Annotated in this window: 16 protein-coding genes; 7 read left to right on the top strand and 9 right to left on the bottom strand. The window is 68.9% G+C overall.

Going from position 1 to position 13,619, the window contains the following annotated elements:
• Nucleotides 1–151: 151 nt before the first annotated feature.
• A complete protein-coding gene (locus AC14A7_RS06945; protein ID WP_484007549.1) occupies nucleotides 152–631 on the bottom strand; it encodes an SRPBCC domain-containing protein in 480 nt (159 codons plus the stop codon).
• A gap of 68 nt (nucleotides 632–699) precedes the next feature.
• On the opposite strand from AC14A7_RS06945, the gene AC14A7_RS06950 reads away from it, so the two are divergent.
• Entirely contained in the window at nucleotides 700–1,641 is a 942-nt protein-coding gene (locus tag AC14A7_RS06950) for an ROK family protein (protein ID WP_484007551.1), read from the top strand.
• A 22-nt stretch (nucleotides 1,642–1,663) separates the two neighbouring features.
• Here AC14A7_RS06950 and AC14A7_RS06955 read toward each other — a convergent pair whose 3' ends face one another.
• From AC14A7_RS06955 to AC14A7_RS06980, 6 genes are read right to left on the bottom strand one after another with little or no spacing between them, the layout of a single operon-like run.
• Nucleotides 1,664–2,908, bottom strand: coding sequence for an MFS transporter (locus AC14A7_RS06955; protein ID WP_484007553.1), 1,245 nt, complete (start codon nucleotides 2,906–2,908; stop codon nucleotides 1,664–1,666).
• A complete protein-coding gene (locus tag AC14A7_RS06960; RefSeq protein ID WP_484007555.1) occupies nucleotides 2,905–3,855 on the bottom strand; it encodes a bifunctional riboflavin kinase/FAD synthetase in 951 nt (316 codons plus the stop codon). The genes AC14A7_RS06955 and AC14A7_RS06960 overlap by 4 nt, the downstream gene beginning before the upstream one ends.
• Complete coding sequence (locus AC14A7_RS06965) at nucleotides 3,852–4,274, bottom strand: hypothetical protein (protein WP_484007557.1); 423 nt, start codon at nucleotides 4,272–4,274, stop codon at nucleotides 3,852–3,854. The genes AC14A7_RS06960 and AC14A7_RS06965 overlap by 4 nt, the downstream gene beginning before the upstream one ends.
• An 11-nt stretch (nucleotides 4,275–4,285) precedes the next feature.
• Nucleotides 4,286–4,657: a hypothetical protein gene (locus tag AC14A7_RS06970; RefSeq protein ID WP_484007559.1), complete on the bottom strand. Its 372-nt coding sequence runs from the start codon at nucleotides 4,655–4,657 to the stop codon at nucleotides 4,286–4,288.
• Nucleotides 4,657–5,547, bottom strand: a complete 891-nt coding sequence (gene truB, locus AC14A7_RS06975; RefSeq protein WP_484007561.1) for a tRNA pseudouridine(55) synthase TruB — start codon at nucleotides 5,545–5,547, stop codon at nucleotides 4,657–4,659. The genes AC14A7_RS06970 and truB overlap by 1 nt, the downstream gene beginning before the upstream one ends.
• Nucleotides 5,544–6,164: a TetR/AcrR family transcriptional regulator gene (locus AC14A7_RS06980; protein ID WP_484007563.1), complete on the bottom strand. Its 621-nt coding sequence runs from the start codon at nucleotides 6,162–6,164 to the stop codon at nucleotides 5,544–5,546. The genes truB and AC14A7_RS06980 overlap by 4 nt, the downstream gene beginning before the upstream one ends.
• 63 nt (nucleotides 6,165–6,227) lie before the next feature.
• Here AC14A7_RS06980 and AC14A7_RS06985 point away from each other — a divergent pair, with 63 nt between their 5' ends.
• Nucleotides 6,228–7,652, top strand: a complete 1,425-nt coding sequence (locus tag AC14A7_RS06985) for an MFS transporter (RefSeq protein WP_484007565.1) — start codon at nucleotides 6,228–6,230, stop codon at nucleotides 7,650–7,652.
• A 13-nt stretch (nucleotides 7,653–7,665) separates the two neighbouring features.
• Nucleotides 7,666–8,640 (top strand): ketopantoate reductase family protein, encoded by a 975-nt coding sequence (locus AC14A7_RS06990; RefSeq protein WP_484007567.1) that lies wholly within the window; start codon nucleotides 7,666–7,668, stop codon nucleotides 8,638–8,640.
• Nucleotides 8,641–8,743: 103 nt separating this feature from the next.
• Here the strand turns inward: AC14A7_RS06990 and AC14A7_RS06995 are convergent, their stop codons facing one another.
• Nucleotides 8,744–9,304: a nucleoside/nucleotide kinase family protein gene (locus tag AC14A7_RS06995; protein WP_484007569.1), complete on the bottom strand. Its 561-nt coding sequence runs from the start codon at nucleotides 9,302–9,304 to the stop codon at nucleotides 8,744–8,746.
• Between the two features lie 22 nt (nucleotides 9,305–9,326).
• Here AC14A7_RS06995 and AC14A7_RS07000 point away from each other — a divergent pair, with 22 nt between their 5' ends.
• Genes AC14A7_RS07000 through AC14A7_RS07015 form a run of 4 tightly spaced genes read left to right on the top strand, consistent with a single transcriptional unit; the run spans nucleotide 9,327 to nucleotide 12,933 of the window.
• Nucleotides 9,327–10,190: an HhH-GPD family protein gene (locus AC14A7_RS07000; protein WP_484007571.1), complete on the top strand. Its 864-nt coding sequence runs from the start codon at nucleotides 9,327–9,329 to the stop codon at nucleotides 10,188–10,190.
• A 9-nt stretch (nucleotides 10,191–10,199) separates the two neighbouring features.
• Nucleotides 10,200–11,612 carry an RNB domain-containing ribonuclease gene (locus AC14A7_RS07005; RefSeq protein ID WP_484007572.1) on the top strand — a complete coding sequence of 471 codons (1,413 nt, stop codon included), beginning with the start codon at nucleotides 10,200–10,202 and terminating at the stop codon, nucleotides 11,610–11,612.
• A 14-nt stretch (nucleotides 11,613–11,626) separates the two neighbouring features.
• On the top strand, nucleotides 11,627–12,487 hold the full coding sequence (locus AC14A7_RS07010; RefSeq protein ID WP_484007574.1) for an Fpg/Nei family DNA glycosylase: 861 nt from the start codon (nucleotides 11,627–11,629) through the stop codon (nucleotides 12,485–12,487).
• Nucleotides 12,484–12,933: a glutaminase gene (locus AC14A7_RS07015; protein WP_484007576.1), complete on the top strand. Its 450-nt coding sequence runs from the start codon at nucleotides 12,484–12,486 to the stop codon at nucleotides 12,931–12,933. The genes AC14A7_RS07010 and AC14A7_RS07015 overlap by 4 nt, the downstream gene beginning before the upstream one ends.
• Here AC14A7_RS07015 and rbfA read toward each other — a convergent pair.
• Nucleotides 12,930–13,397, bottom strand: coding sequence for a 30S ribosome-binding factor RbfA (rbfA, locus tag AC14A7_RS07020; protein ID WP_484007578.1), 468 nt, complete (start codon nucleotides 13,395–13,397; stop codon nucleotides 12,930–12,932). The two genes, AC14A7_RS07015 and rbfA, sit on opposite strands and share 4 nt — an antisense overlap.
• Nucleotides 13,398–13,619 lie beyond the last annotated feature (222 nt).

Consider the following 13,619-nt stretch of genomic DNA (forward strand, 5'->3'; position numbering starts at 1 on the left):
TATCTCGCGCTGAATCCAGCGTTCTCGGCGAGACGGGTGGTTGTCGTCATTGACAGTGCCGTTCGTTGCTAGGGTCACCTGCTTCGGGTGATGCAACTATAACGGCTTCGTTACCTTTTCGTTACTCGTTCGTTACCCCAGTTTCAGGGACCTAGGCGCTGCGCAGCCGATCCAGGTGGGCCGTCCACTGCGCCTCGTGGTCGCGTCGCCACGTCGCCCAGTCCACCGGACGCCCGCGCAGCAGCTCCTCTAGCTGCTCGAGGCTTGTGATCCACGCTGCGCTCACCCCGTCGGAGAGCCGCGGCTCCGTCTGTCCGTCAACACTGACCACAAGACGAGTTGCGACCCCGCGGGAGCCTCCGTCGACGGGCGTGAGCGTGAACGACACCGTTCCGATGCGCTCCAGTTCGACGACGAGCAGCTCTGCCTCGATCAGGTCGGCGATCTCGCCGACGGTGATGCCGGTTGCGATCGGGCTGAACCACTCGAGGTCGTACCGCCCGCCGATCCTCGCGTCGATCTCCGCCTCGGCAAGCCAGCCCCCGACGAGGTCGCGGTCGACAAGCGCATCCCAGACAATGGCGGGCGGCAGGTCGTACTCCTGCTCGAACACCCACACGGAATTTGTCACATCTCCAACCATATGTCTGCCGCCTTCGCCCGGCCAGCGAGGGCTCGTCGGCACCATAAACTGTGCGGATGACTTCACGCACTGTCGCGCTCGCCGTCGATCTCGGGGGCACAAAGGTAGAGGCCGGACTCGTGGATGACCTCGGCCAGGTCGTCGAGGGCAGCCGCCACCGCGAGCCGACGGGCAACACCTCCGACTCCGAAACACTCGCGGCGAGCGTGACCCGTGCCGTGCTCGGGGCACTCTCCGCCCTCCCTGCAGACGCCACCCTGATCGGCGCCGGCATCGGCTCCGCCGGGCCGGTCAATACCCCCATCGGAGCGGTCTCCCCCCTCAACATCCCCGCCTGGCGCGACTACCCGCTGCGCGACCTCGTAGCCGCTCTCGTTCCGGGTCTGCCTGTCACCCTGCGCATGGACGGCATCTGCATCGTGCTCGCCGAGCACTGGGTCGGAGCCGGCCGCGGGTGCGACAACCTGATGGGCATGATCGTCTCGACCGGCATCGGCGGCGGCCTCATCCTCAACGGCCGCACAGTGGCCGGGCCCACTGGCAACGCCGGCCACATCGGGCACGTCGAGGTCGGCGGATTCGTCGACCCGTGCCTGTGCGGCGGCATCGGCTGCGTCGAGGGAGTGGCCTCAGGCCCGAGGTCGGTGGCGTGGGCCAACCGCCAGGGCTGGTCAGGCTCGACCGGCGAGGAGCTCGCCGCCAGCTACGCGGCCGGCGATGCCATCGCGATTGCCGCCGTCGAGCGCGCCGGACGGGCCATCGGCCAGGCGATCGCGTCGGCGACGTCACTGGCCGACCTCGAGGTCGTGGCCATCGGCGGCGGGTTCTCCCACGTGACCCCCGATCTCTTCGACCACATCCGGGCAGCCATCGCCAAGCGCGAGGCATTCGGATTCGTCACGAAGGTGAAGGTTGTCCCCTCCGGGCTCTCTGGCTCCGGCCCCCTCATCGGCGCTGCGGCGCTCATCCACCGCGCAGAACTCGTCTCCGTCGGCTAGGGCCGGCGCCGAGAACCTGCGACTACCGGAAGCGGCGCTCTGCGCGCTCCTCGAGGTCGTCCTCGACCGTGCGGGGATTCGATAGCACGAATCCGAACGGCACCGCGAGGATCGCGACCGCGGTGAGGAAGACGATCGGCGCCGTCCAGCCTCCCGTCGCCTCGTGCAGCACCCCGACCAACAGTGGACCGAGGGCGCCGATGCCGTACCCAATGCCCTGGGCGAAACCGCTGAGGGCCGCGGAGGTGCGCTGGCTGCGAGTGCGCACGTTGATGAGCACGAGGCAGACGGGGAACAGGATCGGCCCGGCACCGATGAGGGCGACCCAGAGCCACGGCGCACTGGCCGGCGCAACGAGCAGCCCGGCATAGCCGAGAACGAAAAGCACGACACCGCCCTGGATGATCCACCCGGGTCGACGCATGCGAGCAACGAGCAGTGGGGCGGCAATCGACCCAGGGATGGCGACGAAGCTGTACAGGCTCAGCAGCGATCCTGCGGCGATCGGCGTCACTCCCGCTATGTCGACGAGCAGGAGGGGCAGCCACGCGAACATCGCGTAGACGTTGAGTGAGGTCGCCACGAAGGTAATCGCGATCGCCCACGCGACACGGGAGTGCACGAGTCGGCCGGCAAGGGCAGGCGGGGCGTCGACGAGCTCTGGTGCGGCATCTCCGACGGCTGCGGCGCGGCGGTGCCGCAGTGTCACCACCACCCACGGCACTGCGGCGATCATCGCCGTGATGGCCCAGACCCCGAGCGAGACCCGCCACCCAGCGGAGTCGGCGATCGGCGCCGCCGTGAGCGCCGGGAGGGCGCTGCTGATCGTCATGACCGTTGCATAGGTCGCGGTGATGAGCCCAACCCGGTCGGGGAAGTACCGCTTGACCAGCGGCGGCAGCAGAACGTTGGCGATGCCGGTGGCCGCGAGCGTGAGAGCCGTACCGAGCAGCAGCCAGGTGTAGTTGCCGGCTGTCGCCCGCGCGATGTGACCGAGCAGCATCGCCACCGCGGCGAGCAGCACCACCCGCTCGAGGCCGAGGCGGTGCGCAATGGGAGGGGCGACGAGCCCCCCGAGCGCGAAGAACACCGGTGGCAGCGCGCCGATCACCCCGAGTCCGATCGTGGTCAGCTCGAGGTCGCGGCCGATCTCGGTCGCGATCGGCGAGATGGCGGCAACCGCGGAGCGGAGGCTGAGTGCGACCAGCAGGATCCCGAGCAGCGCGGTGGTGCGTCCAGCCCAGAGCGGAATGGTCGCCGTCGTCACGACCGCGGCTGGCCGAGGATGGAGCGGATCTTCTCCTCGTCGCGATGCATCTGCGCGACGAGGGCGTCGACATCCGGAAACTTGTTCATCGGGCGGATGTACTCGATGAACGAGAGCTCGACGGTCTTGCCGTAGAGGTCGAACGACTCGTCGAGCACGTGCGCTTCGACGGTCTTGTCGGCGATGCCCTCGAAGGTCGGGTTGTTGCCGATCGAGACCGCGGCCCCGTAGGTCTTCCCGTCGATGAGGATGCGCGCTGCATAGACACCGTCGGCGGGGATGAAGCCCTCTGCCCCGTGCGCGAGGTTGGCGGTGGGATAGCCCATCTCGCGACCGCGCTGCACTCCCCCGACGACCTGGGAGCGGATGGATGGCGCCCGCCCCAGAACCACAGCCGCCTCTGCCACGCGCCCCTCGCTCAGCAGCTCGCGCACCCACGTCGACGACGCACGGCGCTGCTCTCCGCCGGCCGGCGCGACAACGGAGTCGATGAGTCGCACCTCGAAGCCGAGCTCTGCACCGAGCTCACGCAGGGTGTCGACGGTGCCGGAGCCCTTGGCGCCGAACCGGAAGTCGGAGCCGACGAACACTATGCGCGCCCCGAGCGCCCCGCTCAGCACGCTCGTGACGAACTCGCGCGGCGACTGCTCGCTGAACGAGCGGTCGAAATGCAGCATGAGGGTCGCGTCGATTCCGGTGGCCTCGAGCAGTTCGAGCTTCTGCGCGTTGCTGACGAGCGGCTCAGGGCACACCTCTGGCCGCAGCACGCTGAGGGGATTGCGGTCGAAGGTCACGGCGACAGAGGAGAGCCCGGCCTCGGCCGCGACAGACCTGACCTCGGCCAGCACGCGACGGTGGCCCGCGTGCACCCCGTCGAACTTGCCGATGGAGACGGCGCTCGGGCCGAAGTCTGAAGGAACAGCGTCGAGCGACTCGAACAGCCTCACTTGGAGTCCCCCCGGTTGGCCCGAAGCCAGAGCAGGCCGAGCACGGGAAGCACGAGGGGAACGAACGCGTACCCGCGGCCGAAGACCGACCAGACCGTCTTCGCCGGGAAGAGCACGGGATCGATGAGGCTGAGGGTTCCGACGACGAGCACACCGACGAGCTCGAAGGCGATGGTCACGACGGCGACCCGATACCAGGTGCGCCCTGGTGCGATGAGCGCGATCGTGGCGACGACGTAGATGACGGCCGCGAGCGCGGAGAGCGAGTAGGCCAGCGGCGCCTTCTCGAAGTCCTCGAGCACCTGGTACACCGAGCGCCCCGTTGCGGCGAGCGCCAGAAGGCCGTAGACCACGATGAGAACCCGGCCGAGGCCGCGGGACCGGGCGCCACGAGCAGTGGCGGGCGTGGACGTTGACATCACACTAGAGATTACGCGAGTTGGACGAACCAGATTTGATGCATGCGGTAGAGCATGACGACCACGGCGAGGCTGCCGACCCCGAGCACAACGGTGCTCCACCTGCTCGTGCGCTCGACGAGCGCCCAGAACACCGTGATCGGCGGGATGAGAGCCGCCGTCACGAGGTACACCCAGAATTCGAGCGCACTGCCGGTCGGTGCATTGCCTGCCGCTGGAGCCAGGGCCGACACCACGATCTGCAGCAGCAGGAAGAGCTCGACGACCGCCGTCACCCCGAGGGTGAGGTCGGCTGGCCGCCGCCCGGCAAGGCCGAGCGCGACGCACAGGAGGCCGGCTGCAAGGCCGATGCCGATGCCGATCCAGGTGAGAAGCTCGATCATCAGTACTCGTCACTCGGGAAGTTGACGATGGGGCGAACGCGCCCATCGGTGATGCTGACGATACCGGCGAGCTGCGCGTCGGGGGTGATTGCCGCGACCCGCTCCGCATCCTCCCCGGTCACGCCGAACCGCTTGCCGTGGGAGAGGTCGATGGCCTGCTGGGCGTCGAGGTCGAGCACGGGGAAGAGCTGCCGGGCGACGTCGACCGGGCCGAGCATCATCTCCGCCGGATCGAGGTCGGCGAGAGGCGCGGCGTCGGCGATGGAGAAGGGGCCGATGCGGGTGCGGCGCAGCGCGGTGAGGTGCCCGCCGACCCCGAGCGCCTCGCCGAGGTCGCGTGCGATGGCCCGGATGTATGTGCCGCTCGAGCACTCGACGCGCACGTCGAGCTCTGCGTGCTGCCCCGGCCTCCAGTCGAGCACCTCGAGCGCGGAGATGGTCACGGAGCGCGACTTCAGCTCGACCGCCTCCCCCTCGCGCACGAGGTCGTAGGCCCGACGCCCGTCGACCTTGATGGCGCTCACGGAGCTCGGCACCTGGCTGATGGGACCGCGGAGCGGCTGCAGCGCCGATTCGAGAGCCGCGGTCGTGACGGACGATGCGTCGATGGTGGTGACGGTGTCGCTCTCGGCGTCATCCGTGGTGGTGACCTCGCCAAGGCGGATGGTGGCGAAGTACTCCTTGTCGAGGCCAACGAGGAAGGTCAGCAGTCGCGTCGAGCTGTTGAGCCCGAGCACGAGCAGTCCGGTTGCCATGGGGTCAAGCGTGCCGGCGTGCCCGACCTTGCGGGTACCAGCGGCCTTTCTCGTGCGCGCAACCACATCGTGACTCGTGATGCCCTGCGGCTTGTCGACGAGCAGGATTCCGCTTCTGGTGCCGATCGCGGTCATCGGGCCGTCGGCCGGTGCAGCTTGCCGAGGTCGAGCACGATGCCGAGCTTCTCTGGGAAGCACGCCTCGAGCATCTCGCGCACCCGCGGGTCCTCGTCGACGAGGTCGCCCATGCGGGTGCTGATCATGGTGTTGGCGAGCATGCCGTTGGCCAGGAACTCGTGGGCCTGCAGTGGTGTGAATCCCGCCTCCTCGCGGAGGAAGCTGTAGATCTGCAGGAATCCCCAGCGCGCCGCTGCGCCGATCGCCGGCTCGCTGCCGAGCACGAACGAGTGCATGAGGGAGAGCAGGAGGCCGTGCTTCTTGAGCAGCTCGAAGTAGGAGAGCCCCATGCGACGCTCCAGCTCGATCTCTGGATCGCCGTGAAGCGCAGTTCGAAACGCGTCGAGCATGGCCGCGAGGGCCCGATGCAGCACCTCGAGGAAGAGCTTCTCCTTGGTGCCGAACATGCGCACGACATATGGCTGGCTCACGCCGGCGGCCTTAGCGACCTGGTCGGTCGTGGCGCCGACATAGCCGTAGTCGCCGAAGACACCCATCGCCGCCTCGAGCACGAGCTCGCGGCGATCCTCCGACTTCATGCGGGTCGGTGTCTCTGTCGTCGTCACACTTGACATGGTATCAGTCGATTACTAGTGTCCATAAGTAATCATCCGATAACCACTAAATTCGCAGAGGACATGATGACGTCAACACTCGACAAGCCGACAGAGGTCGAGGCCCCATCGGGCCGCCGCATTCCCGTCTGGCTGGCCATCACCGCCGCCGCCCTCCCGATGTTCATGGCCATGCTCGACAACCTCGTCATGACCAACGCCCTGCCCGTCATCCGCACAGAGCTCGGCGCGACGGTCGAGGAACTTCAGTGGTTCGTCAACGCGTTCACCCTCACCTTCGCCACCTTCATCCTCATGGCGGCGGCCCTCGGCGACCGGTTCGGCCGCCGCACGCTGTTCGTGATCGGCATCTCGGTGTTCACCATCGCCTCGGTGTTCTCCGCGCTGAGCACCGAGCCGTGGATGCTCATCGTGAGCCGCGCCATCCAGGGCCTCGGCGCCGCGGCCGTCATGCCGCTGTCGCTCACCCTGATCGCCGGCGCGGTCGTCCCGCGTCTTCGTCCGCTCGCGATCGGCGTGTGGGGCGGCGTCGCCGGGCTCGGCGTCGCGACCGGCCCGCTCGTCGGCGGGGCCGTCGTGGAGGGCTGGAACTGGCAGGCGATCTTCTGGCTCAACATCCCGGTCGGCATCATCGCCGTGCCGCTCGCGCTCCTCGCTCTGCCCAACACCTTCGGCGCCCGCCTTCGCGCCGATGTCGTCGGCCTCCTCCTCGTCGGCCTTGGCGTTCTCGGTGTCGTCTTCGGCATCGTGCGGGGCAACGACGCGGGCTGGGACAGCGCCGAGGTTGTTGGCTCGCTCGTCGCCGGTGCCGCGCTGCTTCTCGCCTTCGTCTGGTGGGAGTCGCGCACCGCTGCACCTCTGCTGCCCCTCGGCCTGTTCCGCGACCGCAGCTTCTCGATCGCCAACGTGATCGGACTCACCTTCAGCTTCGGCGTGTTCGGCTCGATCTTCATCCTCATCCAGTTCCTGCAGGTCGTGCAGGGGCACTCGCCTCTCGAGGCTGGCGTCATGACAATGCCGTGGACCATGGCACCCATGGTCGTCGCGCCCCTGGCCGGCATCTTCGCGCCTCGACTCGGCACCCGCCTGCTGATCGTCGTCGGACTGACCCTCCAGGCGGCTGGAATCCTGTGGATCGCGGCTACGCTCGCCCCCGATGTCGAGTACTCGACGATGCTGCCGGCATTCATCGCCGCCGGAATCGGCATGGGACTCGTCTTCGCGCCGATGTCGACAGCCGTGCTCGCGACCATGCGCGAGGCGGACCACGCGAAGGCCTCTGGCACCAACTCCACCCTCCGCGAGATCGGAACCGCGCTCGGCGTCGCCGTGCTCACCGCCATCTTCGTCGGTGCTGGTGGTCAGCTGCTGCCGACAGAGTACGTGGATGCGGCGATCCCCGCCGTTGCCGTCGGCGGCTTCGCCCTCGCCGGCTCCGCGCTCATCGCGCTGCTGCTGCCGAACGGACGGTCTGGGCGCTTCGCCTAACTAGTCTGGACGGATGCGTATAGGCATCATCGGAGCCGGTGCGGTCGGCGGCGCTTTCGCCGCCCTCCTCGCCGGCTCCGGTCATTCGGTCGAGGTCACGGCGCGGGGAGCGCACCTGGCGGCAATTCGCGAGAACGGCATCCGGTTGCGTGGCGCGTTCGGCTCCATCGACGCGGCTGTCACCGCGTCAGAGACCCTCACCCGCGCACCCGACCTCGCGATCGTGACGACGAAGGCGCAGGATGCCGCTGCCGCGATCACCGCGAACCTCGACGCCCTACGCAGTATCCCGCTCCTCGTCGTGCAGAACGGTCTGGACGGCGTTGCCACGGCCACCCGGCTCTCGCCCCCGTCGCGCGTCGTCGGCGGCCTCGCCATGTTCGCCGCCTCCTACCTCTCCCCCGGCGAGGTGACCATCACAGCCCCCGGCCCCACCTTCATCGGCGGAGAGGCCGCCGCCGAGGTTGCCGGCCTGCTCTCTCCTCCTCTCGACCTCGATGTGATCGACAACTTCGAGGGAGCGCAGTGGTCGAAGCTCGTGGTCAACCAGATCAACGCGCTGCCGGCGATCACCGGGCTCAGCGCGCAGGAGGTCATCGGCGAGCCGCGCCTTCGACGCATCGTCGTCGAGAGCATGCGCGAGAACGTGCGAGTCGGGCTCGCGCGCGGCGTGCGATTCGGCAGTGTCAGCGGGCTCTCCGACGCGCGCCTTCGGCTCTTCGCCAGCGCACCATACCCGCTCGCGCAGGTGATCCCGCTGCTCATGCGGCGGCGCATGGGAGTGGTGCCGAACCCCGGGTCGACCCTGCAGTCCATCCGGCGCGGCCAGCGCAGCGAGATCGACTACCTCAACGGGGCCGTCGTCGCCGCGGGCGCAGCGGTCGGCGTGCCGACCCCGGTCAACGCCGCGCTGGTGGCGCTAGTGCACGAGGTGGAGTCTCGCGGCGCGTTCTTCACCCCCGCTGAGGCACTCAGCCGCCTCCCCTGACCCGCGCGTGAAAGCTCAAAAACTGCGCCAACCAGCCTCTCCCTGACGGTCTTGGCGCAGTTTTTGAGTACTCAGCGGCGGGCGGCAGGCGGCGGGCAAGGGGTTAGCAGGCGTCGGCGAAGACTCTCCTCGGGTGCTCGACGTCTGCATTGTCGATGATCGCTATCGCGGCCTGTCGAGGCTTCGCGCTCCGGTGGTATGCCGACTTCGGGTCGGCGAGGCCGTCATCGAGCCAGATTGCGTAGTTCCACTGGCCGCGAAGCTCCGTGGTGAGAAGGTACTCGCCGGCGAGCAGGAGGATTGCGTCTTTCGGCCCTGTGCTCCATTTCGGTTCGAAAGGCTGATTGCGAGCGGCGTCGAAACCGGCGAGCACGAAACCCGTGCTCACGCTGAGCTGGAAGGGATCGAGCAGCACCCGCTGCAGCAGCGAGTAGTCGTAGTCGCCGTCGAGCTCCCGCGGCTGGCGGAAGTCGTCGAGGGTCGCGACGAACACCGCGTGCGACGTTCGAGCGATCGCGGCGGCGAGCTCGGTGGCGAACCGCTCGGCTTGGGCTGGCTCGCGCGCGTCGATCGCGACGATGACGCGCCCCTTCGAGTTCTGCTGCAGGATCTCGGCGGCGAGCGCGTCGAGGACGTCGGCCTTTCGGGGTGCCCAGCGTGTCATCCTCACAGCTTAGGTTTGAGTCGTGAGCATCGCACCGGCCGTGATCGAGTGGTTCGCCGCCAACGGCCGAGATCTGCCGTGGCGACGGCAGGGATTCACCCCGTGGGGTGCGCTCGTCAGCGAGTTCATGCTGCAGCAGACGCCCGTGAACCGCGTGCTGCCGAAGCTAGACGAGTGGCTGACGCGCTGGCCGACCCCGGGCGATCTCGCGGCTGCCTCCCCCGGCGACGCCGTTCGCGCGTGGGACCGCCTCGGGTATCCGCGCCGCGCGCTCAACCTGCACGCGACCGCTGTCGCGATCGTCGAGCGTCATGGCGGCGTCGTGCCGTCCGACGTTGATGCGCTGCTCGCGCTTCCGGGCATCGGCGACTACACCGCGCGGGCGATCTCTGTCTTCGCGTTCGGCCAGCGGCATCCGGTGGTCGACATCAACATCCGACGGGTCATCGCCCGTGCCGTGCACGGCGTGGCGCAGCCAGCTGGCGCGGCGAAGCGCGACCTCGCCGACATGGAGGCGCTGCTGCCGGCCGACGACGTGGATGCCGCGCTCACCAACGCGGGAGTCATGGAGCTCGGCGCCCTCGTCTGCGTCGCCCGCACCCCCCGATGCGAGGCGTGCCCGATCGTCGACGACTGCCGCTGGCGGGCGCTCGGCTACCCGGCGCTCGAGGGCGAGCCGGCGCCGAGGCAGAAGAAGTACGAGGGAAGCGACCGGCAGGTGCGCGGCATCGTGCTCGCAGAGCTGCGCGCCGCCGACATTCCGGTGACGCGCGGCGAGCTCGGGCGCACGTGGGCCGACTCTACGCAGCTCGATCGCTCGATCGCCGGGCTCATCCTCGACGGCCTCGTCGTCGACACCGGGGATGGCTACGAATTGCCCGGCTAGGCTTCACCCGTGCACTCCCAGACCGTCTCCGCCCGCGCGGTCGACCCGGGCGACGAGCTCGCCACTGCCCTCGCCGCCATCCCCACAGCCCTCGGCCTCTCCCGGGAGTTTCCGGTCGCGGTGACCGCGGAAGCCGAGCGCATCGCCGCCATCGCGCCACTGCCGGAGCTCGACCGCACCGACCTCGACTTCCTCACCATCGACCCGGCAGGGTCGACAGACCTCGACCAGGCCATGTGCCTGCAGCGGGAGGGCGAGGGGTACCGCGTCTACTACGCCATCGCCGATGTTCCGGCCTTCGTCGAGCCGGGCGGCGCGATCGACGCGGAGGCTCGCCGCCGTGGCCAGACGGTCTACGCGCCTGACGGACGCATCCCGTTGCACCCTGCCGTGCTCAGCGAGGGCGTGGCGTCGCTGCTGCCGGGGCAGCTGCGCGGGGCCTATGTCTGGGACTTCGAACTGGATGCCGCCGCCACCGTCGTCGCCGTGCGCGTCTACCGTGCTCGCGTGACCAGCCGCACCCAGTACGACTACGAGACCGCCCAGCGACTCATCGACGAGGGAGGACCGCTCGACCTGCTCAAGGAGATCGGCGAGAAGCGGGTTCTCCTCGAGGAGGCACGCGGCGGCGCAAGCCTGCGCGTGCCTGAGACAAACGTCGAGCTCGTCGACGGCCACTATGTGATCGAGCATCGCAGCCCGCTGCCCGTCGAGTCATGGAACGCGCAGCTGTCGCTCATGACCGGCATGGCCGCGGCACAGCTCATGCTCGACGCTGGCGTCGGCATCCTCCGCACCATGCCAGACGCGGATGCCGAGGCAGTCGCCCGGTTCCGTCGCCAGGCCGCCGCCCTCGGCCGCCCCTGGCCGACGACGCAGCGCTACGGCGACTACCTCCGCGGCCTCGACACCGCCGACTCGAGGCAGCTCGCGATCATGCACGCGGCCGCATCGTTGTTTCGAGGAGCGGGGTACTCCGCGTTCGAGGGCGCCTCCCCGGAGAACACCATGCAGGCGGCTGTAGCAGCCCCGTACGCGCACGTGACGGCGCCGCTGCGGCGGCTCGTCGATCGCTTCTCCCTGGTGCTCTGTGAGGCCGTCTCGGCGGGCGAGGCCGTTCCGGCGTGGGTTCGCGCGGCGCTGCCAGAGCTGCCATCGACCATGAACGCGTCGAACTCCCTCGCGGGGCAACTCGACAACCGCGCACTCGACACGGTCGAGGCTGCTGTGCTGCGCGACCGGGTCGGCGCGCAGTTCGACGCGACGGTGCTCTCGAGCGGCAAGGGCTCATCGTCCATCCAGCTCGACGACCCGGCCGTCGCAGCGAAGTGCGACGCAGAGCTCGAGCCCGGGACTCGGGTGCTGGTGCGCCTCGAGTCTGCCGAGATCTCCACCGGCACGGTGCGCTTCTCCGCCGTCTGATCCAGACTGGACTCGTGCCAGAACTCCCTGAGGTGCAGGCCCTCGTCGACGACCTCACCGGGCGCTTGCGTGGTCGCGTGGTCGACCGGCTGCAGCTCGACTCGTTCGCGGCGCTGAAGACCGTCGATCCGCCGGTCAGCGCGCTCTCTGGCCAGGTGATCGGCGACATCGCCCGCCACGGCAAGTTCCTCGATCTGGCTGTCGGGCAGGTTCACCTCGTCATCCACCTTGCCCGCGCCGGCTGGATCCGCTGGCGCGAGAATGCACCGCAGCCGTCGAAGAGCCTCAGCCGCGGCCCGATGATGGCCCGGCTCATCCTCGACGACGGCAGCGGAATCGACGTGACGGAGGGCGGAACCAAGAAGAGCGTCGCGCTGTGGGTGGTGCGCGAGCCGCGTGAGGTGCCAGGCATCGCCCGACTGGGGCCAGACCCGCTCTCCCCGGAGTTCACCGTCGACGCGCTCGGCGCGATCCTCGCCGCGGCCGTCCGCTCGCAGATCAAGGGAGTGCTGCGCAGCCAGTCGGTCATCGCCGGCATCGGCAACGCCTACTCCGACGAGATCCTGCATGTGGCGCGCATGTCGCCGTTCAAACCGGCAGCGATGAAACCGGATGAGGTGGCCGCCCTCCACGCCGCCATCCAGTCGACGCTGCGGTCGGCGCTCGATCGCGAGAGAGGACTCCCCGCCGCCGACCTCAAGGGAGAGAAGAAGTCGAACCTCCGGGTGCACGGCCGCACCGGCGAGGCGTGCCCAGTGTGCGGTGACACCGTGCGGCAGGTGATCTACGCCGACTCCACCTTCCAGTACTGCCCCACCTGCCAGACCGGCGGCAAGCCGCTCGCCGACCGAGTGCTGTCGAGGCTGCTGAAATGACCCTGTCGCAGCTCGCAGAGCAGCTCGCCGCTCGGGGCGCCCGCGACGAGGCCGTCGGCGTCTGGCGGCAGCGCCGGGTGCTCGGCGTCTCCCGACCGCCGGTGATCGAGCCAGCCGGCCGCGTGTGGCGGCTCGGCAGTCTGCTGCTCGACCGCGAGGGCGGGCTCTACGCTGTCGGTCGCGTCACGCGGGCACTCGAGCCGCGCGACTTCACCTCCGACAAGACGGTCGCGGGTGAGACGCGTCGAGAGGAGCAGCGGGCCGCCGCCCGTGGTTCGTTCGCCCGCGGCGAGACGGTCAACTTCGACATCCGGCCGCTGCGTCTTGATGCACCGGAGGCACCGCTGGCCCTCGTGGACGGCGAGCTCATGGTGGCCGACGGCACCGTGCGCATGCCGCTCGAGCGCTATCTCACCGATCGGGCAGAGCTGCTGCCCGGCGACTAGCCGGCGAAGGTCGCCTCGTCGTCGTCGTCGTCATCGTCCATGATCACGCGCGGCTTGACGTATGGGTCCTCATCGCCGGCATACTGCGCCGTCTTGGCGAGGGTCTCGACTTCGACGTCGCGGTTGTGCGCCTCGGCGAGCAGCGACTCGATGAGCTTCGCGTTCTCCGGGATTCCGTCGGGAATGAACTCGAGCGACGGTGTCAGCCGTGCGGTGAGGTGCTTTCCGACCTCGCTGCGCAGCATGCCGGTGGCAGCCTTGAGGGCGGCGGCGGAGTCGGCACGCTCCTCGTCGGAGCCGTACACCGTGAAGAACACGGAGGCGTGCTGCAGGTCGCCGGTCACCTTGACGTCGGTGATCGTCACGAAGCCCATGCGGGGATCGCGAACGCCCTTCTCGAGACGTCGGGCGACGATCTCCTTGATGCGGTCCGCCATCTTGGCGGCACGAGCTGCATCAGCCATAAAAAACCCTCCCCAACCATTGAACGTGAGGCAATGCCCCCACGAGATCGGGCGATGGATGCCGGTGTCCAGGTAAGGAGACTCGGGGCAGGGGCCCCGTTCTCCGTCCTCGGCTCCGTCGTCCGGCACCGAAGAGACCGCTAGACGCGGGGCTTCTCCTTGAGTTCGATCGTCTCGATCTCATCAACATCGGCATCGACACGCTGCTCGACGCCGTGCTGC

The organism is Conyzicola sp., assembly GCF_057073975.1.

Bases quoted from the DNA above. Each gene is read 5' to 3' on its own strand.
- rbfA (WP_484007578.1), bottom strand. From the start codon at position 13,397: ATGGCTGATGCAGCTCGTGCCGCCAAGATGGCGGACCGCATCAAGGAG.
- AC14A7_RS06995 (WP_484007569.1), bottom strand. From the start codon at position 9,304: ATGACACGCTGGGCACCCCGAAAGGCCGACGTCCTCGACGCGCTCGCC.
- AC14A7_RS06990 (WP_484007567.1), top strand. From the start codon at position 7,666: ATGCGTATAGGCATCATCGGAGCCGGTGCGGTCGGCGGCGCTTTCGCC.
- AC14A7_RS06970 (WP_484007559.1), bottom strand. From the start codon at position 4,657: ATGATCGAGCTTCTCACCTGGATCGGCATCGGCATCGGCCTTGCAGCC.
- AC14A7_RS06950 (WP_484007551.1), top strand. From the start codon at position 700: ATGACTTCACGCACTGTCGCGCTCGCCGTCGATCTCGGGGGCACAAAG.
- AC14A7_RS06980 (WP_484007563.1), bottom strand. From the start codon at position 6,164: ATGTCAAGTGTGACGACGACAGAGACACCGACCCGCATGAAGTCGGAG.
- AC14A7_RS06985 (WP_484007565.1), top strand. From the start codon at position 6,228: ATGATGACGTCAACACTCGACAAGCCGACAGAGGTCGAGGCCCCATCG.
- AC14A7_RS06965 (WP_484007557.1), bottom strand. From the start codon at position 4,274: ATGTCAACGTCCACGCCCGCCACTGCTCGTGGCGCCCGGTCCCGCGGC.
- AC14A7_RS07015 (WP_484007576.1), top strand. From the start codon at position 12,484: ATGACCCTGTCGCAGCTCGCAGAGCAGCTCGCCGCTCGGGGCGCCCGC.
- truB (WP_484007561.1), bottom strand. From the start codon at position 5,547: ATGACCGCGATCGGCACCAGAAGCGGAATCCTGCTCGTCGACAAGCCG.